The following is a 24,802-nucleotide window of genomic DNA, read 5'->3' as shown; positions in this document are numbered from 1 at the left end:
TATGAAAGAATTAAAGCAAAAATTATCCAAAGCCTTTGGTAAAAAAAATGTGACTGAAGCCTATGATGAACTTACCCTCGTTATTAATAGTGACAACGTTGTTGAGGTATGTCATAAGCTTAAAGATGAATTTAAATTTGAAATTTTGATAGATCTTTGTGGAGTTGACTACTTAACCTATGGTGAATCTGACTGGAATGGAAATGCAAGTTCATCTGGATTTGGCAGGGCTCGACAAGCGCAAAAATCAACCAATCAAAAAGACCAGCGCTTTGGTGTTATTTACCATCTTTTATCAGTGTCAAGTAATCAGAGACTTAGAGTCAAGGCTCTTCTTTCTACTGATAATTTAATGATTCAATCTGTGACTAAAATCTGGAACTGTGCAGACTGGTTCGAAAGGGAGGCTTTTGATTTGTTTGGAATTTTATTTGAGAATCATAATGACCTCAGAAGGATTCTGACTGATTACGGTTTTGTGGGCCACCCTCTTAGAAAAGATTTCCCAATGATTGGTGAAGTTGAAATGAGATACGATGACCAGCTTGGAAGAGTGGTTTATGAGCCTGTGAGTATTGAGCCTAATGTTAATGTTCCAAGAGTGATAAGGAAGTAAGTATGTCAGAAATGAAAAATTACACGCTTAACTTTGGTCCTCAGCACCCCGCTGCGCATGGAGTCCTTAGGCTTATTCTAGAGCTGGATGGTGAGGTTGTAGAGAGGGCAGATCCGCACATTGGACTTTTGCATCGCGGCACTGAAAAATTAGCTGAATCTAAGCCATATAACCAATCCATTGGTTATATGGATCGCCTCGATTATGTATCGATGATGTGTAATGAGCATGCATACGTGATGAGTATAGAAAAAATGCTTGGACTCAAGGTCCCAGAGCGTGCTGAATACATTAGAGTGATGTTTGATGAAATTACTCGAATAATGAATCACCTGATGTGGATTGGAACTCATGCTTTAGATGTTGGCGCGATGAGCGTATTTTTATATGCCTTTCGTGAGCGTGAAACATTGATTGATTGCTATGAAGCTGTCAGTGGATCAAGGATGCATGCGACTTATTATAGGCCAGGTGGAGTTTACAGAGACTTGCCTGATACCATGCCTCAATATCTAGACTCAAAATTAAGGTCTGAAGAAAAACTCAAAGAGATTAACGAAAACCGTCAAGGCTCACTGCTTGACTTTATTGAGGACTTTGCAAAGAATTTTCCAAAAAGTATTCAGCAATATTCTGATCTTTTAACTGATAACAGGATTTGGAAACAAAGACTCGTCAATATAGCAATAGTCTCCCCAGAGAGAGCAATGCAGCTTGGTTTTACTGGTGCTATGTTGAGAGGCTCAGGAGTTGAATGGGACATTCGTAAAAACGAACCTTATTCAGTTTATGATAAATTAGATTTTGAAGTTCCTGTTGGTATGACAGGTGATTGCTATGATCGATATCTAGTCAGAATGGAAGAGATGCGCCAATCAACTAACATTATTAATCAGTGTGTTGCTTGGCTTAAAGCTAATCCTGGACCGGTGATGTCTGATGATCACAAAGTAACGCCGCCAAACAGAGAAGACATGAAGGATGATATGGAGTCACTGATTCATCACTTCAAATTATTTACTGAAGGTTACTGCTTACCTGAGGGAGAAGCCTATACAGCAGTAGAAGCGCCAAAAGGTGAATTTGGTGTTTATATGGTTTCAGATGGAGCAAATAAGCCTTACAGAGTTAAAATTAGAGCACCGGGGTTTGCACATTTAGCAGCAATGGACGAGATGTCTAGAGGTCATATGCTATCTGATGTTGTTACTATAATTGGCTCTCAAGATATTGTTTTTGGTGAGGTAGATCGATGATTTCTGAGCAAGCAAAAAAAGAGATTGATCTTTGGGTTTCTAAATATCCAGAAGGTCGCGGTAGCTCCGCAGTCATGCAAGCTTTAACAATTGTTCAAAAAGAGAATGGTGGAAGCTTAAATGGTGACTTGATGCAAGCTGTTGCTGACTACTTAGACATGCCAGCAATTAGTGTCCAAGAAGTTGCAACATTTTATGAAAACTATAACCATAAGCCAGTTGGAAAACATGTTATTCGATTCTGTCACAACATTTCTTGCATGCTCAATGGATCAGATGAGCTGATTTCCTACTTAGAAGATAAGCTCGAAGTTAAAACAGGACAGGTCAGCAAAGATGGTTTAGTTAGTGTCAAGAAGGTTGAATGTCTGGGCGCTTGTGTCGGCGGCCCAATGTGCCAGATTGGTGACCAATACCATGAGCATCTAACAACTAATAAACTAGATAAAATTTTGGAAGATTTAAAATGAATGAAGTTTGCTTTAAGAATATAGATAAAGAGAATCCAGCAAGTCTTGCAACTTATGAAGCACATGGTGGCTATAAAGTTTGGCGCAAAATTCTTAATGGTGAAATGACACCAGATGAAATTATTGCAGAATTAAAAACCTCAGGACTCAGAGGGCGAGGTGGCGCTGGCTTCCCAACCGGTTTGAAGTGGAGTTTTATGCCTCGAAACCAAGAGGGTCAGAAATATGTCGTTTGTAACTCAGATGAGGGTGAGCCAGGCACTTGTCATGACCGAGATATTCTTAGATACAATCCTCACTCTGTGATTGAGGGTATGGCGATTGCTGGATTTGTAATGAATGCATCAGTTGGCTACAACTATATTCGAGGTGAATTTATGGAGCCTTATTATCGCTTTGAAGAGGGCTTAAAAGATGCCTATGAGGCTGGCTTACTTGGAAAGAACCTTAAAGGCGGATCTGTGTCTTTTGATTTATATACTCATCTTGGGGCTGGCGCATACATTTGTGGAGAGGAGACAGCTTTACTTGAGTCCCTCGAGGGCAAAAAAGGGCAGCCAAGATTTAAACCTCCTTTTCCAGCCAACGTTGGACTTTATGGAAAACCAACTACCATTAACAATACTGAAACTTTTGCTTCAGTACCTGAAATCCTTTCAAGAGGTGGACAGTGGTTTGCTGACTTAGGTGTGGAAAATTCTGGAGGAACGAAATGTTTCTCCGTGACTGGCAATGTTAAAAAGCCAGCTAACTTTGAAGTACCAATGGGTACACCATTTTCTAAATTACTAGAATTGGCTGGTGGACTAAAAGAAGGTAGAAAACTTAAAGCGGTTATTCCAGGGGGCTCATCAACACCGATTTTAACAGCAGATACTGCTATGCAAATGACCATGGATTACGATAGCATCGCAAATGCTGGATCAATGCTTGGCGCGGGTTCAGTCATTGTTATGGACGACACAACATGCATGGTTAAAACTTTGACACGTTTAGCACACTTTTACTATGACGAGTCATGTGGTCAGTGCACCCCTTGCAGAGAAGGGACAGGCTGGCTATATAGAATGCTTCAAAGAATTCTTGACGGAAATGGCAAAAAAGAAGATCTTGATTTACTGTTGTCAGTTGGAGAAAAAATTATGGGAAATACAATCTGTGCTCTTGGAGACGCAGCTGCAACTCCTGTTGAAAGCTTCATTAAACACTTTAGAGAAGAATTTGAGTACTATATTGAACATGGCAGAAGCATGGTTGAAGTGGAACATAATTTAATTGAGGAAGTGGCAAGTGTCTGAAATTGAAATTGAAATTGATGGCCAGCTATTGAGCGCTAATCAAGGCGACTCCATTATTACTATTGCGGATAGAGAAGGAATAGAAGTTCCTCGCTTTTGTTATCACAAAAAGTTGTCAGTTGCGGCAAATTGTAGGATGTGTCTAGTCGATATTGAGGGAGTGCCCAAGGCTCAACCAGCTTGCTCAACTCCTGCTGCGAGTGGTATGAAAATTCATACAAAAAATGATAAAGCCAAGTTTGCTCAAAAAGCAGTCATGGAGTTTTTATTGATTAACCACCCTTTAGATTGTCCTATCTGTGATCAGGGCGGAGAATGCGAACTTCAAGATGTTGCAATGGAATATGGCTCGGATGTTTCGAAATTTAATGAAGGAAAAAGAATCGTTCCAGATAAAGGCATTGGCGCTCTCATTCAAACAGATATGACAAGATGCATACACTGCACCCGCTGCGTAAGATTTGGTGCTGAAGTCGCTGGTATTGTGGAGATGGGTGGAACCGGCAGAGGCGAAGGTGTAAAAATTGAACCTTTTTTGACGGAAGGTATTCAGTCAGAGCTTTCAGGTAATATGATTGACGTTTGTCCAGTGGGCGCTCTCACTTCAAAGCCTTTCAGGTATGAAGCAAGAACTTGGCAAATGAACGCAGTTCAGAGTGTTGCTCGACATGATTTGGTTGGCTCTAATATCTTTACGCAATCATACAGAGGCAAAGTGAAGAGAGTCGTTGCTAGAGACAATGACTCGGTAAATGAAACATGGATTTCTGATAGAGACCGCTTCTCATATGAGGGTTTAAATCATGAGAGTCGCTCACTTAAACCTAAAGTCAAAAAAAATGGTGAATGGCTGGAAGTTGACTGGCAAGAAGCACTTGCCTTTGCAATTGAAGGGATCAAAAATAATGCAGAGAGACCAGAGCAGTTAGGTGTCTTGGCCTCAAAAAATGCTTCGCTCGAAGAATACTATTTGATGCAAAAATTAGCTCGCAGCTTTGGAACAGAAAATATTGATTTTCGATTAGATCATGCTAATTTGAGTCCTGGAAGTTCGATGGATTCAAGTATTACTCTATCTGAAATTGAGTCAGTAGATCATGCATTAATTTTGAGTTCATATACACGTTTAGAGCAGCCTATGATTAACCATCGTATTAGGAAGGCAGTTATTAATGGCGCAACGGTCAACACAATTAATAGCAAGAAATTTGATTTTAACTTTAAGACAAAAATAGACCTTTTGACCGCTCCGCAAGCATTATTACCAGCTCTTCAGTCTATTCTTAAGTCTCTCTATCTAAAGACAAAGGCTGATTTGCCTGAACAGCTATCAAAGGTTAACTCCAGTGATGAGCATGACAAGATTGCCAATGATTTAATTGCTTCTGAAAATGGAGTAATTGTTTTAGGAGAACATCTAAAGAGTAATCCTAGTAACTCAGTAATTATTAGTACTGTCTCTCAAATTGCACAAATTTCAAATTCAAAAATTGCTAATTTGACGCTTTCAGGTAATGCCCATTCTGCTGAAAAAGTTGGCTTTATTCCAACTAATCAGGGAATGAATGCCTCCTCTATGCTCACTGAGAGTTGCAAAGCATTCTTATTAATGGATGTAGACAGTCAGTATGACTTTTTTAATCCAAAGCTAGCAATGGATTTATTTAACAAGGATGACGTCTTTGTTGTTTCACTAACAAGTTTTGAAGATCAATCAACCCTTTTAAGTGCTGATGTTATTCTCCCTATGGCTTCTTTTTATGAAACATCTGGAACTCATATCAACTTTGATGGAATAGCTCAGTCATTTAGTGCCTCTGTTAAAAGTCCTGGAGACTCTAAGCCTGGATGGAAAATTATCAAAGTAATGGCAGATTTGCTTGAGCTAGAAGGCTTCAGCTTTGTAGATTCATCACAGGTAGCAGAAGAAGCGCTATTATCCTCAAAGGTGCAGACCCAAATTAATGGCTCCTTTGCAGAGAGTTTTGAAGACTCAGATATTACAACGCTATGGCAGTATGCTCCTTACGCAATTGATAATGTGACTCGAAGAGCAAAAGCTCTTCAGGAGTCAAACATAGGAAAGATTAATAGTGCATATATTGCAAAGTCAACAGCAAAGAAATTAAGTCTTAGCCAAGATGATCTTTACCTAGGAGTGCCAGTCTCAATCTCAGATGATGTCGCAGAAGATTGTGTTTTTGTTCACACTAGTCAGGCCAGAAGGGTTTAGGGGGAATCGGTTATGTGGCAATCATTCGTCGAGCTTATTCACCACTTAATACCTTGGTTTAATGGCGGCTTAGCAGACGTAATAATTATTGTAATTAAAGGTTTAGCATTGATCTTTCCTTTAATTATTGCGATGGCGTATATGACCTATGCAGAAAGAAAAGTGATTGGTTTTATGCAGCTAAGAATTGGGCCTAATCGTGTTGGCCCATTTGGCCTTCTGCAGCCATTTGCAGATGTCTTTAAGATGCTATTTAAAGAAATTATTTTTCCCTCAAAGTCAAACATTTACCTATTTTTATTGGCACCTGTTTTAGCATTTGTGCCAGCAGTCGCAGTTTGGGCAGTAGTTCCTTTTGGTGAGGATTTTTATATTGCCAACCTAGATATAAGTCTGCTTTATGTGATGGCAATTGGATCAGTGGGTGTATACGGTATTGTTCTCGCAGGCTGGGCCTCTAATTCAAAATATCCTCTTTTAGGAGCGCTAAGAAGTACAGCGCTTCTTATCTCTTATGAGCTTGTTATAGGTTTTGTTTTAGTAACGGTAGTCATGATTGCGAGTTCAGTCAACCTGAATACTGTGGTTGAAAGTCAATCTGGCGGTATATTGAATTGGTATTGGATTCCATTATTTCCAATGATGATCGTATTCTGGATTGGTGCATTAGTTGAGACGAATAGAGCGCCTTTTGATGTTGTAGAGGGTGAGTCAGAAATTGTTGGAGGAACGCATGTAGAGTATTCTGGAATGCCTTTTGCATTATTTTTTATGGCCGAATACTTCAACATGATATTCATGGCTATGCTTGCGGTTTTGTTATTCTTTGGTGGTTGGCATTCCCCATTTGATGGCATTCCATATCTTGAGAGTTGGTTTGCATTTGTTCCGGATTTAATTTGGCTTTTGGCTAAGATGAGTTTCTTTTTATTCTTGTATTTTTGGATACGTGCCTCATTCCCTAGATTTAGGTATGACCAAATTATGCGATTATGTTGGAAGGTTTTCTTGCCATTGACAATTGTTTGGATATTTGTCGTGGCATTGATGACTCAATTAAATATTGGACCTTGGTTTTAAGGAGAATGAGAAATGATCAATAAAGTTAAAAAATTAGTGAATGACTTTAGCCTTGGTGAGCTACGAACTGGCCTCAAGGTCACAAGTAAAGAGCTTGTTAATAAAAAAATCACTGTCCAATTCCCTGAGGAGCGAACACCGATTTCTCCTAGATTTAGGGGCCTTCATGCCTTGCGTCGTTATCCAAATGGTGAAGAGAGATGTATAGCATGCAAACTGTGTGAAGCAGTCTGCCCAGCAAATGCAATCACTATTGACTCAGAAATGAGAGAAGATGGAACGAGAAGAACAACCCAATATGATATTGATTTATTTAAGTGTATTTTTTGTGGTTTTTGTGAAGAAGCATGCCCAGTTGATGCAATTGTTGAGACGCATATCTTTGATTATGCATTCGAGTCAAGAGAGGGAAGTATTATTGATAAAAAAAGCCTATTAGCTATTGGCGATGAAAATGAAGAGGCCATTAATAAGGCTAGATTAGAAGACTCCAAATATAGGTAAGGGCTGTTATGGAATTTACATCAATCTTATTTTATGTGTTCTCGTTTTTCTTTGTCGTGAGCTCATTTGTGATGATTACCTCTAGAAATACTGCAAAAGCAGCACTCTGGCTCATCCTGACTTTTTTCAGTGCAGCAAGTCTCTGGCTACTTCTTGAAGCAGAGTTTTTGGCTATCACACTCATATTGATTTATGTGGGTGCTGTTATGGTTCTTTTCATGTTTGTAATCAAGATGCTGGACACAGAGCAGTCAACACTTAGAGCTCAGTTTACGCGTTATCTTCCTCTGGGTATTTTTGTATCCATTGTAGTAATTGTTCAAATGGCCCTAGTTTTGAACGCTGGTCCTTTCGATCTTGAGGTAGTAGGAATGCCAGAAAAACATGGTTCATCTTATAGCAATATTACTGCTATTGCTGAGCAGCTTTATACAATCTATGTCTATCCATTTGAACTCGCAGCGATACTTCTATTGATTGCAATTATTGCAGCAATAACCCTAGTTCACAGGAATCAGATTAATAGTAAGAAACAAATTATTTCAGAGCAAATCAACGTTCAAGCAAAAGATAGGATGAAGTTTGCTACTATCAATAAAGATAAAGTTAAGGAGTCAAAATGATAGCACTTTCTGACTACCTGATTCTCAGCTCAATTGTTTTTTGTATTGGTCTTGCTGGAATATTTATCAATAGAACAAACATCATCATGATATTGATGTGTGTTGAGTTAATTTTGGCGGCAGTTAATACAAACTTTATTGCCTTTTCTTTTTATGGCTCAGATCTGTCTGGACAAATATTTGTATTCTTTATTTTGACAGTGGCTGCAGCAGAGGTTGCTATTGGCCTTGCGATTTTGACATTGATGTACAGAAATCGTGGCTCGATAGATATTGATGTCACTAATACTTTGAAGGGGTAGTGATGCTTAATATTTACTTGACCATTGTTCTAGCACCCTTGATTGGCTCTCTGATTGTAGGACTTGCAGGCAATCAATTAGGCAGAAAGTTATCTCATTCTATTACCATTCTGGGCGTTGCTATTTCTACTGTTCTGTCTCTATATGTATTCAATCACCACGTTTTAAATGATGCTGATATTTTTAACCAAAATATATACACATGGATGCAAATTGGAAGCCTCAATATTAGTGTAGGGTTTCTAGTCGATAATCTTACCGCGGTGATGCTGGTCGTTGTTTCATTTGTTTCTCTAATGGTCCATATATACACCATTGGCTACATGCATGATGATAAGGGCTACACTAAATTTTTTAGTTACATATCCCTTTTTACTTTTGCAATGTTTACCCTTGTAATCTCAAACAATTTCATGCAGCTCTTCTTTGGATGGGAGGCTGTTGGATTGGTGTCTTATCTTTTGATTGGATTTTGGCATCACAAAGAATCAGCAATTGAAGCAAATCTTAAAGCTTTCCTTGTGAACCGTGTTGGAGACTTTGGCTTCCTTTTAGGAATTGCCTTCGTTCTAATGTTTTTTGGAACACTTGACTATGCTGAAACATTCAGTCAAAAAGAGCTCATTGTAGGGCAAACATTATTTGGTGATTTTTCTGCTATAACGGTTGTATGTCTTCTACTCTTTGTTGGAGCAATGGGCAAGTCGGCCCAGGTCCCACTCCACGTTTGGCTGCCAGGATCAATGGAAGGCCCAACGCCAATCTCAGCGTTGATTCATGCTGCAACGATGGTTACTGCAGGTATATTCATGGTGTCTCGTATGTCACCTCTATTTGAATTAAGTGATGTAGCATTGACAGTTGTAATGGTTATCGGTGCAATCACTGCATTATTTATGGGATTGCTTGGAATTGTTCAAAATGACATTAAAAAAGTCGTTGCTTATTCAACCCTCTCTCAGCTTGGCTATATGACTGTTGCACTTGGAGTCAGCGCCTACTCTGTTGCGATATTTCACCTCATGACGCATGCCTTTTTTAAAGCGTTACTTTTTTTGGCAGCTGGTTCTGTCATTGTCGCTCTGCACCACGAACAAGATATCAGAAAAATGGGTGGCCTCAGAAAGAAAATGCCTATCACTTATATGACCTCGCTTCTAGGTACGTTGGCTTTAATCGGATTCCCTGGATTTGCAGGCTTCTATTCGAAAGATATGATTATTGAAGCCGTACATTATTCTGATTTGCCTTTTGCAGGATGGGCCTACTTCGCTGTTGTGCTGGGCGTATTTATAACTGCCTTTTATAGTTTGAGATTATTGTTCTTAGTTTTTCATGGTGAATCTAGAGTTGATAGCCATACTGAGGAGCACCTTCATGAGACTGCTCCATCAATAACGGTACCCCTAGTTCTCCTTGCAATACCCTCAGTTGTAATAGGTTACTTTACTATTGAGCCCATGTTATTTGGCGGATGGCTAGAAAATGCAATTACTATCGATTCATCGCACCATGCTTTAGACAAACTTAAAAGTCATTTCCACTCTGCATTCGCACTCATAACTCATTCTGTAGTTACACTTCCATTCTGGATGATGATTGGCGGCGGTATTACAGCGTGGGTGTTTTGTTTGTATCGAACTGATTGGGCAGAGATGATTCAGTCTAAACTCAAGAGAACCAACTATGTGCTGAACTCTCTTTATGGCTTTGATAAGTTAAATGAAATTATCTTTGTGAAGGGTGCACTTAAGATTGGTAATCTCCTTTGGAAGGTCTCAGATATGGCTTTAATTGACAAGCTACTTGTCAATGGGAGTGCGAAATTTACACGTTATTTGGGCGCCTTCATAAGACCTGTTCAGACTGGCTATGTCTACCACTATGCATTCTTTATGATAGTAAGTTTGATGCTTGTTTTGGGTTGGGTGTTAATCGCTTCAGATTATTCATTTTTAAGTTAAGGTAGAAGTATGGATTCATTGCTAAGTATTTTGATTTGGTTGCCTATTTTTGGAGCTGGCGCAGTACTGTTGATTGGAAATAATAGAAGCCAACTTGCAAGATGGGTCAGCGCTGGCATATCAATACTCGTCTTTCTTTTATCTATAAATTTGTTTTTAGACTTTGATACAAATACATCATCGATGCAGTTTGTTGAAAAAATGAGCTGGATTTCTCAGTTTAATATTTTTTATCATCTGGGAATAGATGGAATTTCAATGCCTTTGATTATCTTGACTACTTTTTCTACAATATTGGTCATCATTGCTGGGTGGGAGGTTATTAAAAATAGGGTGGCTGATTACATGGCTGCATTTTTAATGATGGAGGGGATCATTATTGGTGTCTTCTCAGCAATGGACTCAATGCTTTACTATGTTTTTTGGGAAGCTTCATTAATACCAATGCTTCTAATCATCGGAGTTTGGGGTGGTCAAAATCGTGTTTATGCCTCAATTAAGTTCTTTTTGTACACATTCCTAGGTTCGGTATTTATGCTTGTTTCACTCATTTATATGTACAACCTTGGTGGTTCATTTGCTATTTCTGATATGCATTCTTTGCCATTAACATTGAGTCAGCAGAGCTGGATTTTTTGGGCATTTTTCCTTGCATTTGCGGTCAAAGTTCCAATGTTTCCAGTTCATACATGGCTTCCTGATGCCCACGTTCAGGCGCCAACAGGGGGCTCAGTAATTCTAGCTGCTATTATGTTGAAAATGGGTGGTTATGGATTCTTTAGATTCTCACTACCTATAACGCCAGATGCATCATCCTATTTTTCTTTTGTTGTCATCGTGCTCTCATTAATTGCCATTGTCTATATTGGCTTCGTTGCTTTAGTTCAAAAAGACATGAAGAAATTAATTGCTTACTCCTCAATCTCTCATATGGGGTTCGTTACTTTAGGTGTCTTCGCTTTATTCTCAATTATGAAAATGGACTCAAATGGTGAACTTATATCGATTGCTGGAGCAAGTATTGAAAGTGCATACCTTGGGCTAGAGGGAGCAATGATTCAAATGGTTTCTCATGGCTTCATATCTGCCGCTATGTTCTTGGTAGTTGGCGTGCTATATGATCGTCTTCATTCCAGGGAAATTTCTACTTACGGCGGTGTTGTCAATTCAATGCCAAAATTTACAGGTTTTGCTGTTTTGTTTGCAATGGCAAATGCTGGACTCCCAGGTACCTCCGGTTTTGTTGGAGAATTTATGGTCATCCTAGGTGCGCTTCAAGCAAATTTTTGGTACGCATTTTTAGCTGCTATGACTCTGATAGTTGGTGCGGCATATACACTATGGATGGTTAAACGGGTATTTTGGGGACCAATTGTCAATCCAGATGTAAAAACGCTGAGTGATGTTAACGCCAGAGAATTTGGTGTCCTTTCAATTCTTGCGGTGGCGGTATTGTGGATGGGTATTTATCCTCAGCCCGTAATTGAGGTAATGCATATTTCTATCGCAAACCTTTTAGAGCAGTCCCTTACGACTAAAATACCAGCTATATTATGATGAATTTTAACTTTAATGTTTCAGAACTAATCTTTATTTTGCCGGAGCTTTTTCTCCTAAGCGCAATTTCTTTTATTTTATTATTTGATTTATTTGTTAGTGAGAAATACAAAAAATATTCTTATCATTTGTCTCAATTGGCGCTAATAATTACAGGTTTTCTTGCGTTTAATCTAATTGGTGAGAGCGCAACTATTTTCTCTGGGACATTCGTGCTGGATAATTTAGGCTCAACCTTTAAAGTATTTGTTCTTGGGTTTTCAGTGATTGCGCTTGTTTACTCTCGTCAATACCTTATAGTCCATGAGCTATTAAGGAACGAATATTTCATTCTTGCGCTAATGTCCATCCTTGGAATGATGGTTATGATATCTGGACATAGCCTCCTTACTTTGTATTTGGGATTGGAAATAATGTCACTCTCACTTTATGCACTTATAGCAACTGCAAGGGATAGAGCCTTTGCGATTGAGGCAGCATTAAAGTATTTTGTTTTAGGTGCTATTGCTTCAGGCTTGCTGCTGTATGGAATGTCGATGATCTATGGCATAACTGGTGGCTTAGATATTGCCCAGATATCAAATTTTGCAAGTTCATCCACACTAGAATCTCAAGAAACATTGATTCTTAATTTTGGTCTAGTTTTTCTTGTAATCGGTGTTGCTTTCAAACTTGGTGCAGTTCCTTTTCATATGTGGGTGCCAGATGTCTATCAAGGCTCACCTACTTCAGTCACAATGTTTCTATCAACGGTTCCAAAGATTGCGGCAGTTGCCTTATTAGTTCGACTGCTTATTGATGGTTTGGGTAATTTTCAGCAGTATTGGGCTGATTTATTTATGATCCTAGCTGTCCTTTCCATTGCTGTCGGATCGCTAGTTGCATTGACTCAAGTGAATATTAAAAGAATGCTCGCTTATTCAACTATATCGCATGTAGGGTTTGTACTCCTGGGCTTTATGACAGGAGTTTTAGAGGGTTATGGTTCAGCTGTATTTTATGTATTGGCTTATATTCTAATGAGTCTAGCAGCTTTTGGGTCCATCATAGCGCTGAATAGAAATGGTTTTGAAGCTGACCAAGTTTCAGACTTTAAAGGCCTTAGTAAGCACTCTCCATGGTTTGCTCTAATTATGCTTGTGGTAATGCTGTCAATGGCAGGAGTTCCTCCTTTTATTGGGTTTTATTCTAAGCTATTTATCCTTCAACAGGTGATATCTGAGGGTTACGTCATTCTGGCAGTCGTAGCAGTTATTTTTGCAGTCATCAGTGCTTATTATTATTTACAAGTCATTAAAACCATGTACTTTGACGAGTCAGATAAAGAAATTATTGTCTCCGCTCCAATTGATCTAAAGGTTGTTCTGTCCTTAAATGGTATCCTGATATTAATCATTGGCTTAATGCCGAGTTTTTGGATGAATCTATCTGTATCACTCTTCTAACTGACCCAAGTTTTTATTAGATTTTCTGTAGAATGGCTTTATGATTATTGCGCATCGTGGAGTCTCATTTACATTCCCTGAAAACTCTCTGCCAGCCTTTGAGGCATCTTGGGAGCTCGGTGTTGATGGAATCGAAGGCGACTTCCATTTAACTAAAGATGGTGAAATTATTTGTATCCATGATGATGACACTGAGAGAGTCTGCAACACTAAGGCAGTGATCCACAACTCAACTCTTAAAGATTTAAAAGAATTAGAACTAAGTTCTAAAGGAGACTCTAATCTCAATCTAAAAATTCCGACATTGTCTGAGGTAATCCAGAGCGCTCCAAAAGGAAAGAAAATTTTCATTGAAATCAAGTGTGGCCCTGAAATTCTCTCTCCGCTTTTGAATCAGCTTTCCAATTCTGAAATGAGTCCAGATGATATAGTGGTTATTTCATTTCATTCTAATGTGATAAAAGAGTTAAAGGCATTAAATCCAGTTTATAAAGGATTTTTTCTTTATTCTTGTGAGGATGGCCGAGATTTTGATAGATTAATTGATGAGGCTTTAGAGATAAATGCGAATGGAATCTCAACTGACAATGAATCTTCAAAATTATTTGTGGATAAAGTGATTGATGCTGGCTTAGAGTATCACTCTTGGACGATAGATGATGCAGATATCGCATTAAAGTTAATCGAGTGGGGAGCAAGTTCAATTACCACCAACGATCCTGAATCAATAATGAAAAGGATTAAGGGCTAAATTAAATTTATTCCTTGACGTTCTATCTTCAAGAGACTTAAAATGCAGGCTCTTATCATTTGTGATTCTTAACTTACTGTGTCCAATAATCTATCGGCAAGCGTTATCACGGCAATATTAGCGGCATTCTTTTTCTCTCTTGCTGCTACAGTAGTCCCGTATTTTTATGGAGTCGGAGGAACTGTATTCCTTCTTCTCTCGGTACGCTATGTCAGCACCTTTATATTTGCAAGCATTCTAAATAAGTCACCTAAGAAAGCTAAAAGTAGATCAGCTCATACTAGACTCATCTTAATAAGTCTGTTCCAGGCCCTCTTTATTTCTTCTTACATGTATTCAATCAAGTTAATTCCGCTGAGCCTTGCTGTAGTCGTGATTTACACGTTCCCTATCATTACCTTTTTTGTAAATTCTCTTATCAAAAGTAGATCCATTGATCTTTTATCAGTTGCCGCTCTATTAGTTTCGCTATTTGGTATTTGGGTTTTGGTTCAGGGCGACTCAAGTGATTGGAATTTGTGGGGCATATTTTGGGGCTTGGTTGCCTCCTGCGCTCAAGTCACAGTCAACATTCTATCCAGGCACGATAGCGTTGAGTCTGGTTGGGGACTCGTTAAATACATAACAGTCTTGCCTTCATTAATATTTGTATCCATATACTTTATCCTGAATTCGGATCCAATTGCATCGGTCTCATCTGAAATGCTCATGTGGAGTATTCTCTCCGCAATGGGAATGAGTGGAGGCTTCTATTTTTTCTTTAAATCAATCTCTCTCATTGGGCCTGTTAGGACATCTAACGTAATGTATCTAGAGCCAGTATTTACAATACTTTTAGGTGTGATGCTTTTGCAAGATGCCCTTGGGATGAGTCAGTGGGTCGGTATGTTTATCATTTTTATTGCAACCATTTCTCTAGAACGATGGGGTAAAAAGTATAATTAAAACAATTATCGGTATTGTTTGAGGAGGAATCAGTGGATTCACCGATCTGGAAACCAAATGAGTCTCAAATTCGTAACGCGAATATCACAAAGCTCTTAAGTCATGCGAACCAGAAAGCAGGTCTAGACTTTTCAAATTATTGGGATTTGCATCAGTATTCTATTGATCACTCTGATAAGTTTTGGCGATTGGTTGCGGATTATTGCGGTGCGATAGGTGATTTTTCAGGCCCTGTGCGAGTGGGCGAGTCGATGATTGATACCAAATGGTTTCCTGAAGCGTCCTTAAATTTTTCTGAAACTATGCTGGCACGTCGCGACAAAGCAGATGCGATCGTTTTTCGAGGTGAGAACAAGGTCGAATTACGCCTTTCTTTTAATGATCTCTATGAGCAAGTTGCCAAAGTTCAAGCACATATGAAGGCTTGTGGTGTTGGCCCAGGAGATCGAGTTGCAGCCTTTCTCCCAAATCATCCTGCGGCTATTATTGGTATGCTCGCTACAAGTTCAATTGGAGCGATTTGGTCTAGCTGCTCGCCTGATTTTGGTAAGCAAGGTGTTTTGGATCGTTTTGGGCAGATTGAGCCCAAGTTGATTTTTGTTGTTGATGGCTATTATTACAATGGAAAAGCGCATGACACAATTGAGAGAGTTAAGGGATTTTTAGATAATTTACCTTCAATCGAAAATATCATAATGGTTGAATATATTCAAACATATCAGGGCGATATAGAGAGCTGTTCAACTCTTTTGGAGGTGTTATCAAACCAACCAGAGAATGAAGTCGTGTTTACGCATGTCCCTTTTGATCATCCACTTTGTATACTCTATTCTTCAGGCACGACGGGCGCGCCTAAGTGCATAGTCCATGGCCACGGAGGCACACTTTTACAGCATCTTAAAGAGCTTCAGCTACATGCCGATGTTCGCGAAGATGATCGAGTATTTTATTTCACAACTTGTTCTTGGATGATGTGGAACTGGTTGGTTTCAGCTTTAGCTAGTAAGGCAACGGTAATGCTATATGATGGCTCACCATTTTATCCAGGACCGAGAACACTTTGGGATTTTGCAGAGGCTGAAAAATTTACGTTATTTGGCACTTCAGCTAAGTATGTTGAGGCGTTACAAAAAGTGGGTTTCTCTCCGAAATCTGAACACAATCTTGAGGCGCTTCGTGGCATGGCTTCAACCGGATCACCGCTTTCTGCAGAAGGTTATGATTTTGTGTATTCTGAGATTAAAGATGATCTGCATCTCGCATCGATCTCTGGAGGTACAGATATTGTCTCATGCTTTGTTTTGGGCGTGCCGATCCTGCCGGTTTATCGGGGTGAAATACAAGCGCCTGGGCTTGGCATGGATGTGCAAGTTTGGACTGATGAAGGTGAATCTGTTCATCAAGAGCGTGGTGAGCTTATTTGTGCACAATCATTCCCATCTCGCCCGGTGTTCTTTTGGAGTGATGAGGGAGATAAGAAATATCATTCTGCATACTATGAACATTTTGAAAATGTTTGGGCCCATGGTGATTTTGCGGAAATCACAGAGCATGGCGGCGTTGTGATTTATGGGCGTTCGGATGCGGTCCTTAATCCTGGAGGTGTTCGCATTGGTACTGCAGAGATTTACCGTCAAGTAGATAAAGTTGAGGCGGTACTTGAGAGCATCGTGATTGGGCAGGAATGGAAAAATGATGTACGTGTTGTGCTTTTTGTGAAGATGCGCGAAGGGCAGGAGCTTACAGATGTTCTCATTAAGGGGATTAAGTCAACTATCCGCACAGAGTGCACACCGAGACATGTTCCAGCAAAGATATTAGAAGTTGGTGATATTCCTAGAACAAAATCCGGAAAAATCGTAGAGATTTCGGTTCGTGATATAGTGCACGGGCGTGAGATTAAAAACAAGGAGTCGCTTGCAAACCCTGAGGCTTTAGAGTTTTTTAAAAACCGTGTAGAGCTCCTATCAATTTGAGCTATCTAAACTAATTACATATTATGAAAATAGTCATAGCTCCTGATTCTTTTAAAGAAACACTCTCAGCATTTGAGGTTGCCAGTACTATTGAGTCAAGCTTTCAAAATGTTTTTCCAGAGGCTGAAATCATTAAGATTCCAATCGCTGATGGTGGTGAAGGCACAGTCGAGGCAATGGTAAGAGCAACTGATGGAAGTTTTGAGTTCTCAGAGGTCGAAGGGCCAATGGGTAATATCACAAGTGCTAAGTGGGGGATGCTTGGAAACTCAAAAACAGCTGTGATTGAGATTGCAGAAGCATGTGGCTTGCATTTAGTTCAAGCAAACAAAAGAAACCCAATGACTGCATCCAGTTTTGGAGTCGGACAGCTTGTAGTTGCCGCGCTAGATAAAGGAGCAAAAAAAATCATTATTGGTCTTGGAGGAAGCGCTACTAATGATGGAGGATATGGATTTTTAAGGGCAATCGGTGTTCAGTTTTTGGACTCTGAAGGCAATGAATTGAATGGTCATTTTGAAACTCTAAGCTTGTTATCTGATATTAATTTCAATCATATAGATACACGAATAAAGAACACATCTATCGAGATAGCCTGTGATGTAGATAACCCACTTTTAGGAGAAAAAGGCGCCTCTAAAGTTTTTGCAGCGCAAAAGGGCGCGAGCAATAAAATGATTGAAGAGCTAGAGTCAATCATGACTAACTATTATGAGATCATCTCAAGTCAGTTAGGCAGTCAGTTAAATGATCGGCCTGGGTTCGGTGCTGCTGGCGGGCTAGGTTTTGGCATTTCAGCTTTCATAAATTCAGAACTTAAGAGCGGAATTAACATTGTCCTCGAGGCGCTCAACTTTAATCAATATTTATTGGATGCAGATCTAGTGATTACTGGGGAGGGCCGGATTGATAGTCAAAGCGAAAGAGGCAAGGCTCCAATTGGCGTTATTAAATATGCAAATCAGTTGAACTGCAAAGTTATTGTCATTGCAGGCTCAGTTGATGATCCAAAAACTTTTAATCAAAAGTTCAATGTAACTAACTCGTACGGCATTGTTAATGCAAAGTTTTCAATTGAAAAGGCTTTTGAGGACCCTTATGGGTGCCTTAAAAGTGTCTCTCAAAAAGCTGCAGAGGATTTCAAAGTTTTAGTAACCTAATTCAGGGTTAACGTGATTATTAAGGCCCTCATGTGCAATATATCTGCGCATATTTATCATCACCAAATCGAGCGTAAGCGGGATATAGGTGTCACCATCATCGGCTGAGATGTGAGGCATAACCATAAGGTTAGGTGTAGTCCACAGCTGAGAATCTGATGGCAATGGCTCAGGATCAAACACGTCAATGATTGCTGCCTTAATGTGGCCAGAGTTTAAGTTATCAACAAGCGCGTCATAGTCCATTGTTGCCGCTCTACCAACATTAATGATTCCTACACCAGGCTTCATTAACGATTGACGTCTTTTATCCAAAAGGTTACAAGTCTCCTTTGTGTTTGGCGTTGACATAAATATATAGTCAGCAAGAGGAAGTACTTCATCGAGCTCATCTTGAGTGACCATTTGGTCAATATCATCAAGATCTTTTCCGTGACGACTCACACCAATCACATTCATTCCAAGAAGCTTACACTTTTGAGCAGCCGCATAACCAATGTTTCCAACTCCAATAACAAGTAAAGTTTTTCCGGCGATGGGAGAAGAGTATAGAGACTCCCAATGATTACTCTGTTGATTTCTGACGATTTCAGGAATATGAGTGTGCAGCATTAGAACGCTCATCAGTCCAAACTCTCCAGCCTTAGCAGAATGAACGCCTCTATTATTTACAACAGAGACATTTTCAGGAACCCAATCCATCGGACATAAATGCTCAACCCCAGCACCAATAATATGTATCCACTTTAAATTAGGAGCAATTTCCGATAGATTTTCAGTCGGAAAATCCCAGCAAACGAGGACTTCAGCTGTCTTCATCGACTCATAAAAGTTATCAAGATCCCAGTCAAAAATAGGTTCAATCTTATCGATGAGGTCAGGGTAATTTGTAATTGCTTTATCGAACCGCTCTTTAGTCATTGCAAAAACATTCTCTCCCTCTATAGTTGGAGGGAATGAATCAGGATTGGCATGATTACTCTTAAAATGAACTCTTATTTTTTTATCACTCTTCATAGCTTGTTTTGCATGAGTTTAAGGATTTTCTCTTGACTGAATTTCTTTTAATTTATTTGTGACGATTTCAACTCTCTCTTTTTCAGATTTTCCATCTACTTCAAACTGAATTTTAATGAATTCATGAGCAAGTTTGCTGAAGAAGTCATTTTCATCTTGAACACTGCTTGGAATATTAATTACTGAATCTCCCCCGTAGGTTGGTATAGGCGAGTCTTTTAATTCAGTTACTTTTAATGGCTCTTTGCCTGCATCTAGACTTCTGATTTGTTCCCTAATTTTTTGGCGCATCATTGCAACGCCCTGATCACTAGCCAGTAAGTTTTCATTTTTATGAATATTGATTGGACCCATGCCCTCGCATGCCTCTCTATCTGCTGGAAATCTTTGGCGCTGTTCATAAGGACGATCGAATATCTCACCTTGCTCAATAAGTTCTGGACCCTCTGGAGTATTGTATTCTTGAGGGTCACCCCGTTCACCAAAATTAGCCCATGCATAGCAAATGGTAGTTTCATCATCAACTGGGACAACCCATCTTGTGAATGAGCTGCGCCCATAAAGTATTTGCTTGGTTCCATCAGCCGCAAATGCTGCGCCGGCTTGCGTAAAGTTTGGCAGAACAACCTCATTAACTCTAAACCAGACATTGTCCCCCACCCTTCTTGTATTGCATCCAAGAATCCAATTATCACGTTCAAAAAAATCAATTTGGCCTACTTCACCAAACCCTTCAGAGAACTGTTGACGACTCATATTAGAGTGAAGAAATGATGTATGTATTGGGTCAACTATTGCATCAAGTACTTGAAGCCAATTGCAATCAAATGGAGCCTTGTATGGAACCATTTCCATACCATCAAAATCTAGACTGTCGTAGTTAGGAAACTCAGGCTTTTTTTCTATTGGCCCTAGATAGGCAAAAATAAGACCTTTGAATTCATGAGTTGGATAAGCACCAAGTCTTACCTTTTGCTTTATAAAGTCTTGAGTATGCTCTGGCTGTCCTGGCACCTCTAAAATGGAACCATCAACATCAAAATGCCACCCATGATAGCAGCAGCTAATACCTGTTTTTTGACAAATTCCAAATTCAAGTGACGCTTGTCGATGTGGGCAATGCTTGTGAACTAAGCCTAACTGTAAACTATGGTCTCGGAATAAAACTAACTCCTCACCTAAGATTTTTATTGCTATAGGAAGGTCTCCAAGTTCTGATGAAATAAAAATTGGATGCCAGTATCTTCTGAAGTATTCACCTGCTTTAGTTCCTGGACCAATCCGTGCGATTTCATCATCTATCTCTTTAGAATGTTTTAATTCATAGCCTGAAAAACCTTTTAGATTAATATCTGTGCTATTTTTTTTGATGCTCAAACCTCTATTCCCCAATAATTTATCTGACTTCATTCATTCAAATAATACCAAACATATTTACATATTAATCAATTTTTAATTAAATAATGACCATATTGCCAACTAATTATCAAGTAATTGCTTAATATGCAATAATTGGGTTTATAATCTTGATACTTAATAATCAAATTCTAAATATGGATTCATCATTCATTACAGATAACCTGTCTTCTTTTAATAAAGAAGGTGCCCTAAAGCATGGTTTACCAAGCATGGCTTATACCAGTGAAGAATTTTATAAAACTGAATGTCAAACTGTCTTCTCTAATAACTGGGTATTTGTTGGCTTTGCTCATGAATTTAATGAACCTGGCGATGCAGTTCCAGTAAATGTTGCTGGTCAGCCAGTGCTTCTGATTAAGAACGTTAATGGAAGTATCAATGCATTTCATAATTCCTGTTCACATCGTTGCCTCAAAATTGTTGATGAGGCATGCAATGTTGGTTCAATGCTATCTTGCCCATATCATTCATGGACCTATAATCTAGACGGTGATCTTTGCGCCACTCCTTTTTTTGGAGGGAGAGAGCACCAACCTGAAGGATTTAATATGACAGAGCATGGACTTCATTCTGTCAAAATTGCAATCTGGCATGATTGGATATTTGTTAATTTGAATAGTGAATCTCAAGATTTTGAGGAATACGCTAAGCCATTAATTAATAACTTTCAAGACATAGACTTTAAAAAAATGAATCCTGTTGCAACTCTTGATTTTGGCGAGATAGAGACAAACTGGAAATTTTTAATGGAAAATTTCATAGAGCCTTACCATGTTCAGTTTGTTCATAGAACCACAACGAATCAGCCACTTGAAGATCACTACACAATTGTCGATGGTGTCTGCGTTGGAAGTGCAATTGATCTGGATGAAAATGATAAAGTTAAGGGAAGTTTATCTGTCAGCTCAAGATACCTCACCCTATTTCCAAATTTTATAATTGGGCGATATTTCCCTGATCAGATTGGCGTTTATTTAAATGTACCAACTGATTCTGGACACACTCTTCAAAAAAGAGTTATCTACACAACAGATGGGAAAGCTATTTCGGATAAAAGTGTAGAAGAGATTAAGAAGTTGTGGTGGGATGTTCATAAAGAAGATCATGCGATTTGTGAAAAAATGCAGCTCGGAAGATTGTCTCCAGCTTCAAAGAATGGCGGTTTACTTTCTCCCTTCTGGGAGGATAGTGTCAGAGCCTTTCAGCAAATGATTGCTGATGCTGTAACCAAATAAATATTATTAATGAGGAGTAATGATGGCAGATGAAAATTTTAATAGTGACTATAGATTAGCACACACGATGATGCGAGTACTGGATTTAGATAAATCAATCCACTTTTATTGCGACATACTGGGAATGAATGTTCTCAGAAAAACCGACTACCCGGGAGGGCGATACACTAATGCGTTTGTAGGGTACGGGCCAGAGATAGAATTTCCAGCACTAGAGCTCACTCATAACTGGGATCAAGAGACTCACTATGACAAAGGAAATGGATGGGGTCATATCTGCATTGAAACGCCAGACGTTTATAAGGCTGTTGAGGATTTAGAAGCCAGTGGAGCCAAAATACTGAGTCCAGCAAAGCCCATGAATGCTGGCACTCGAATACTTGCATTCATTGAGGATCCAGATGGCTATGTTGTTGAATTAAATGAAAAACTTGAACTAACTGAATAAGGAAAAATAATGAAAGAGAATAAACCACAATTATACAAATTTAGCGAAATTGAGCACCGCCTGCATACCTTAGAGCCAGGTAAAAGTTATATCAAACCATTTGTTACAAGCGCTGTGAGCGATACAATGTGTGGTGGTCTAAATTTTTTAAACGAAGTGTCTGTTCCTTGGGAGCTAACGTGTGATGAGATTATTTACTGCATGGAAGGTACATTTAGGTTGACTTGTGATGGCGTAGCTTATGAATGCAGTCCTGGTGATGTGCTATATGTACCAAAAGATAATTCGATTGCTTATGAGTGTGATGAGAAGTGCGTCATTTTTTATGCGGCCTATCCTCATGATTGGAAGCAGCAAGCTGGCATAACGTTTGTTCCTGGAATAGATCCAGAAGATATGCCACAAAATTAGGCTATTAAGATGAGTAACTCGAGTAGTCGTTTAATTAATTTAAATCAAGTTAATGATAAAGCAAGTGATTTAAGTTCACAGCTGCCGACAAGAGACACCCTTAAGGATAAATTAAATCAACAAATTATTGATTTACTTGAATTAGATGGGCGATTACCTTTTAAAGAGATCGCTAATAGTCTGAAGATTTCTGAAGGGACGGTTAGAAATCGAGTTAACCGAATGAAGGATGCCGGCGTTTTGCAAATCAAAGCGCTTGTCGACCGCTCGGCTATCAATTATTCAACTGATTCCATGTTAGGGATCAAAGTTGCATCTAGCTCAAGTCCAAGCCTTGTAGCTAAAAGACTTGAAAATTGTAATGAAATTGTTTTTATTATGTGGGTTACTGGGCGATATGACTTACTAGTGGAGATTGCATCAGAAAGTGACGACACGTTAAGTAAATTTCTGGAAGAACATTGCTTTAACAACGAAGATATAAAAGATGTTGAGGTTATGAAGGGATTATCAACATTTAAAAATCAGTTCTTGTTAAAGTCTCAAGAGAAGCTTTGATAATGAATACAAAAAATAGAAGGAGAAAAATATGACTAAAATTTACCACACAAAGATGGCGGATGCGCTGCCCTCAAAAAAGCGAGTTGCTGAAGAAAAAGCGCGACTTGAAAAGGCTGGCATTAAGTATATCCTGTCATGTTGGATTGATATGCTTGGGCTACCTAAAACTAAGCCAATACCTTTTGCAGAATTTGAAGCATTGTGTGCAGGAAAAGGACCACAATTTGCTGTACATTCAGTCTCATTTGTTCCAGAATTGGGGCCTAATGATTCGGATCAAATTCCAGTTCCAGATCTAGATAGTCTCGTTATTTGCCCATGGGATAAAACCTGCGTATGGGTTTTTTCTGACTTGTGGTGGGAGGATGAACCTTATAACTTATGCCCTCGACAGACACTCAAAAGAGCTGTTCAAAATGCTGATGATGCTGGTTATAAAGCTTTCTGTGGCATTGAGCCAGAATTTATTGCAATGCGTTATGAAGATGGTCAGCCAGTCAAGGCGATTGATGATGACCCACTTCCAGGTGAAGGCCTGAGACCAAGAAGGCAGGCCTTTGGATATGATGTTGAGTACTCAATTGACTCGATGGAGTTTCTGAAAGAATTAATCGATATTGTTAATGATCTGGGCTGGGAGATGAAGGACGTGGTCTGCGAAGGTGCCTACTCTCAATTTGAGTTAGACTTTACTTATACAAATATTCTACAGATGGCAGACCGATTAGTCTTCTTGAGAGTGCTTCTTAAAGAAGTTGCTAAAAAGTATGGAATGTTTATCACCTTTATGCCGAAGCCAACGATTGGTGACTGGAGATCTGGCGCCCATATTAACTTTAGCATGACAAGCAAAACAGACAATAAGAATATCTTTGAAGGAAAAGATGGTAAGTTTTCTGATGTGGCTTATCACGCTGTTGGTGGCTTAATTAAGCATGGTACTTCAATTACTGCGATAGCCTGTTCTACTGTCAATTCATACAATGGGCTAGTTCCAATTGTAGGCGGTTTTGAGGGCGGCGTTTATACTTGGGCTCCTACGACAATGGCATATGGTGACAATAACCGCTCTTGTATGATTAGACTTCCACAGAATCGTTTCTGTATTGAAAATCGTGCAGCGGATATGTGCATGAACCCATACCTTTCTCTAGCCATGACAACAGCTTCTGCTTTAGACGGTATTAAAAATAAAATTGATCCAGGCAAGCCATTGAATCTGAATCTGTATACCTTGACTCCTGAAGAAATGGAGGCATCTAACATCAAATCATTGCCTCGCAATCTTCTTGAGGCTATTGAGTCCTTAAATGAAGATGACTTTGCTAGAGAAGTGCTCGGAGATTCGATGCTTCTTCAATTTTTCTCTTATAAGAAAGACGAATGGGATCGATATCATCAGGCAGTAACTGATTGGGAAGTTCAGGAGTTTTTAAGACTCTACTAGATATTAAATCATTACTAAAAAATTAGTACGTTTTTAATTTAAACTATCTTTTTTTGAGTTAATTTTAATTCAAAGATTGTGTTG

At 39.1% G+C, this 24,802-nt stretch carries 23 protein-coding genes; 21 read left to right on the top strand and 2 right to left on the bottom strand.

From position 1 onward, the window contains the following. Position 1: 1 nt before the first annotated feature. The 16 genes from AC5YGB_RS07165 (at position 2) to AC5YGB_RS07090 (ending at position 18,180) form a co-directional block, all read left to right on the top strand. The gene (locus AC5YGB_RS07165; RefSeq protein ID WP_020026216.1) at positions 2-616 is read left to right on the top strand and encodes an NADH-quinone oxidoreductase subunit C; all 615 of its coding nucleotides are present in this window, start codon (positions 2-4) and stop codon (positions 614-616) included. Between the two features lie 2 nt (positions 617-618). Continuing rightward, complete coding sequence (locus AC5YGB_RS07160; protein ID WP_496137113.1) at positions 619-1,872, top strand: NADH-quinone oxidoreductase subunit D; 1,254 nt, start codon at positions 619-621, stop codon at positions 1,870-1,872. After that, positions 1,869-2,342, top strand: coding sequence for an NADH-quinone oxidoreductase subunit NuoE (gene nuoE / locus AC5YGB_RS07155; protein WP_020023969.1), 474 nt, complete (start codon positions 1,869-1,871; stop codon positions 2,340-2,342). Before AC5YGB_RS07160 ends, nuoE begins: the two co-directional genes overlap by 4 nt. Beyond that, entirely contained in the window at positions 2,339-3,640 is a 1,302-nt protein-coding gene (gene nuoF, locus AC5YGB_RS07150) for an NADH-quinone oxidoreductase subunit NuoF (protein ID WP_053819695.1), read from the top strand. The genes nuoE and nuoF overlap by 4 nt, the downstream gene beginning before the upstream one ends. After that, positions 3,633-5,873 (top strand): NADH-quinone oxidoreductase subunit NuoG, encoded by a 2,241-nt coding sequence (gene nuoG, locus AC5YGB_RS07145; RefSeq protein WP_271770610.1) that lies wholly within the window; start codon positions 3,633-3,635, stop codon positions 5,871-5,873. Before nuoF ends, nuoG begins: the two co-directional genes overlap by 8 nt. Before the next feature lie 12 nt (positions 5,874-5,885). After that, complete coding sequence (nuoH, locus tag AC5YGB_RS07140) at positions 5,886-6,953, top strand: NADH-quinone oxidoreductase subunit NuoH (RefSeq protein ID WP_020028362.1); 1,068 nt, start codon at positions 5,886-5,888, stop codon at positions 6,951-6,953. A gap of 12 nt (positions 6,954-6,965) precedes the next feature. Further along, a complete protein-coding gene (gene nuoI, locus AC5YGB_RS07135) occupies positions 6,966-7,457 on the top strand; it encodes an NADH-quinone oxidoreductase subunit NuoI (RefSeq protein ID WP_020023973.1) in 492 nt (163 codons plus the stop codon). A gap of 8 nt (positions 7,458-7,465) precedes the next feature. Beyond that, positions 7,466-8,080, top strand: coding sequence for an NADH-quinone oxidoreductase subunit J (locus AC5YGB_RS07130; RefSeq protein WP_020028361.1), 615 nt, complete (start codon positions 7,466-7,468; stop codon positions 8,078-8,080). Continuing rightward, positions 8,077-8,382, top strand: coding sequence for an NADH-quinone oxidoreductase subunit NuoK (gene nuoK, locus AC5YGB_RS07125; protein WP_020023975.1), 306 nt, complete (start codon positions 8,077-8,079; stop codon positions 8,380-8,382). The genes AC5YGB_RS07130 and nuoK overlap by 4 nt, the downstream gene beginning before the upstream one ends. A 2-nt stretch (positions 8,383-8,384) precedes the next feature. Beyond that, positions 8,385-10,346 (top strand): NADH-quinone oxidoreductase subunit L, encoded by a 1,962-nt coding sequence (nuoL, locus tag AC5YGB_RS07120; RefSeq protein ID WP_020026210.1) that lies wholly within the window; start codon positions 8,385-8,387, stop codon positions 10,344-10,346. A 9-nt stretch (positions 10,347-10,355) separates the two neighbouring features. Next, complete coding sequence (locus AC5YGB_RS07115) at positions 10,356-11,903, top strand: NADH-quinone oxidoreductase subunit M (protein WP_020026209.1); 1,548 nt, start codon at positions 10,356-10,358, stop codon at positions 11,901-11,903. Further along, positions 11,903-13,348, top strand: coding sequence for an NADH-quinone oxidoreductase subunit NuoN (nuoN, locus tag AC5YGB_RS07110; protein WP_020026208.1), 1,446 nt, complete (start codon positions 11,903-11,905; stop codon positions 13,346-13,348). Before AC5YGB_RS07115 ends, nuoN begins: the two co-directional genes overlap by 1 nt. 40 nt (positions 13,349-13,388) lie before the next feature. Then, positions 13,389-14,099: a glycerophosphodiester phosphodiesterase gene (locus AC5YGB_RS07105; RefSeq protein ID WP_271770612.1), complete on the top strand. Its 711-nt coding sequence runs from the start codon at positions 13,389-13,391 to the stop codon at positions 14,097-14,099. A gap of 78 nt (positions 14,100-14,177) precedes the next feature. Continuing rightward, a complete protein-coding gene (locus tag AC5YGB_RS07100) occupies positions 14,178-15,044 on the top strand; it encodes a DMT family transporter (protein ID WP_082344996.1) in 867 nt (288 codons plus the stop codon). 14 nt (positions 15,045-15,058) lie between these two features. Then, the gene (locus AC5YGB_RS07095; RefSeq protein WP_065353253.1) at positions 15,059-17,020 is read left to right on the top strand and encodes an acetoacetate--CoA ligase; all 1,962 of its coding nucleotides are present in this window, start codon (positions 15,059-15,061) and stop codon (positions 17,018-17,020) included. 23 nt (positions 17,021-17,043) lie between these two features. Then, the gene (locus AC5YGB_RS07090) at positions 17,044-18,180 is read left to right on the top strand and encodes a glycerate kinase (protein WP_020026205.1); all 1,137 of its coding nucleotides are present in this window, start codon (positions 17,044-17,046) and stop codon (positions 18,178-18,180) included. On the opposite strand, the gene AC5YGB_RS07085 is transcribed toward AC5YGB_RS07090, so the two are convergent. Further along, the gene (locus AC5YGB_RS07085; protein WP_496137112.1) at positions 18,169-19,197 is read right to left on the bottom strand and encodes an NAD(P)-dependent oxidoreductase; all 1,029 of its coding nucleotides are present in this window, start codon (positions 19,195-19,197) and stop codon (positions 18,169-18,171) included. The two genes, AC5YGB_RS07090 and AC5YGB_RS07085, sit on opposite strands and share 12 nt — an antisense overlap. Before the next feature lie 18 nt (positions 19,198-19,215). Continuing rightward, positions 19,216-20,607, bottom strand: coding sequence for a Rieske 2Fe-2S domain-containing protein (locus AC5YGB_RS07080; protein ID WP_496137111.1), 1,392 nt, complete (start codon positions 20,605-20,607; stop codon positions 19,216-19,218). 143 nt (positions 20,608-20,750) lie between these two features. Between AC5YGB_RS07080 and AC5YGB_RS07075 the strand changes: the two genes are divergently transcribed. Genes AC5YGB_RS07075 through AC5YGB_RS07055 form a run of 5 tightly spaced genes read left to right on the top strand, consistent with a single transcriptional unit; the run spans position 20,751 to position 24,718 of the window. Continuing rightward, on the top strand, positions 20,751-21,851 hold the full coding sequence (locus AC5YGB_RS07075; RefSeq protein WP_496137110.1) for an SRPBCC family protein: 1,101 nt from the start codon (positions 20,751-20,753) through the stop codon (positions 21,849-21,851). A 22-nt stretch (positions 21,852-21,873) separates the two neighbouring features. Beyond that, complete coding sequence (gene gloA, locus AC5YGB_RS07070) at positions 21,874-22,299, top strand: lactoylglutathione lyase (RefSeq protein ID WP_020023986.1); 426 nt, start codon at positions 21,874-21,876, stop codon at positions 22,297-22,299. Between the two features lie 9 nt (positions 22,300-22,308). After that, on the top strand, positions 22,309-22,710 hold the full coding sequence (locus tag AC5YGB_RS07065) for a cupin domain-containing protein (protein WP_020023987.1): 402 nt from the start codon (positions 22,309-22,311) through the stop codon (positions 22,708-22,710). A gap of 9 nt (positions 22,711-22,719) precedes the next feature. Next, positions 22,720-23,268, top strand: coding sequence for an AsnC family transcriptional regulator (locus tag AC5YGB_RS07060; protein WP_496137109.1), 549 nt, complete (start codon positions 22,720-22,722; stop codon positions 23,266-23,268). A 31-nt stretch (positions 23,269-23,299) separates the two neighbouring features. Continuing rightward, on the top strand, positions 23,300-24,718 hold the full coding sequence (locus AC5YGB_RS07055) for a glutamine synthetase family protein (RefSeq protein ID WP_020028353.1): 1,419 nt from the start codon (positions 23,300-23,302) through the stop codon (positions 24,716-24,718). The last annotated feature ends 84 nt before the right edge of the window (positions 24,719-24,802 follow it).

It is taken from the genome of Candidatus Pseudothioglobus sp. uisw_142 (assembly GCF_059512465.1).
This window is presented reverse-complemented; position numbering and strand designations above follow the sequence as displayed.

Bases quoted from the DNA above. Each gene is read 5' to 3' on its own strand.
- AC5YGB_RS07105 (WP_271770612.1), top strand. From the start codon at position 13,389: ATGATTATTGCGCATCGTGGAGTCTCATTTACATTCCCTGAAAACTCT.
- AC5YGB_RS07090 (WP_020026205.1), top strand. From the start codon at position 17,044: ATGAAAATAGTCATAGCTCCTGATTCTTTTAAAGAAACACTCTCAGCA.
- nuoF (WP_053819695.1), top strand. From the start codon at position 2,339: ATGAATGAAGTTTGCTTTAAGAATATAGATAAAGAGAATCCAGCAAGT.
- AC5YGB_RS07065 (WP_020023987.1), top strand. From the start codon at position 22,309: ATGAAAGAGAATAAACCACAATTATACAAATTTAGCGAAATTGAGCAC.
- nuoL (WP_020026210.1), top strand. From the start codon at position 8,385: ATGCTTAATATTTACTTGACCATTGTTCTAGCACCCTTGATTGGCTCT.
- AC5YGB_RS07075 (WP_496137110.1), top strand. From the start codon at position 20,751: ATGGATTCATCATTCATTACAGATAACCTGTCTTCTTTTAATAAAGAA.
- AC5YGB_RS07080 (WP_496137111.1), bottom strand. From the start codon at position 20,607: ATGAAGTCAGATAAATTATTGGGGAATAGAGGTTTGAGCATCAAAAAA.
- nuoE (WP_020023969.1), top strand. From the start codon at position 1,869: ATGATTTCTGAGCAAGCAAAAAAAGAGATTGATCTTTGGGTTTCTAAA.
- nuoK (WP_020023975.1), top strand. From the start codon at position 8,077: ATGATAGCACTTTCTGACTACCTGATTCTCAGCTCAATTGTTTTTTGT.
- nuoI (WP_020023973.1), top strand. From the start codon at position 6,966: ATGATCAATAAAGTTAAAAAATTAGTGAATGACTTTAGCCTTGGTGAG.
- AC5YGB_RS07085 (WP_496137112.1), bottom strand. From the start codon at position 19,197: ATGAAGAGTGATAAAAAAATAAGAGTTCATTTTAAGAGTAATCATGCC.
- AC5YGB_RS07055 (WP_020028353.1), top strand. From the start codon at position 23,300: ATGACTAAAATTTACCACACAAAGATGGCGGATGCGCTGCCCTCAAAA.
- nuoH (WP_020028362.1), top strand. From the start codon at position 5,886: ATGTGGCAATCATTCGTCGAGCTTATTCACCACTTAATACCTTGGTTT.
- AC5YGB_RS07165 (WP_020026216.1), top strand. From the start codon at position 2: ATGAAAGAATTAAAGCAAAAATTATCCAAAGCCTTTGGTAAAAAAAAT.
- AC5YGB_RS07060 (WP_496137109.1), top strand. From the start codon at position 22,720: ATGAGTAACTCGAGTAGTCGTTTAATTAATTTAAATCAAGTTAATGAT.
- AC5YGB_RS07115 (WP_020026209.1), top strand. From the start codon at position 10,356: ATGGATTCATTGCTAAGTATTTTGATTTGGTTGCCTATTTTTGGAGCT.
- gloA (WP_020023986.1), top strand. From the start codon at position 21,874: ATGGCAGATGAAAATTTTAATAGTGACTATAGATTAGCACACACGATG.
- AC5YGB_RS07130 (WP_020028361.1), top strand. From the start codon at position 7,466: ATGGAATTTACATCAATCTTATTTTATGTGTTCTCGTTTTTCTTTGTC.
- nuoN (WP_020026208.1), top strand. From the start codon at position 11,903: ATGAATTTTAACTTTAATGTTTCAGAACTAATCTTTATTTTGCCGGAG.
- AC5YGB_RS07160 (WP_496137113.1), top strand. From the start codon at position 619: ATGTCAGAAATGAAAAATTACACGCTTAACTTTGGTCCTCAGCACCCC.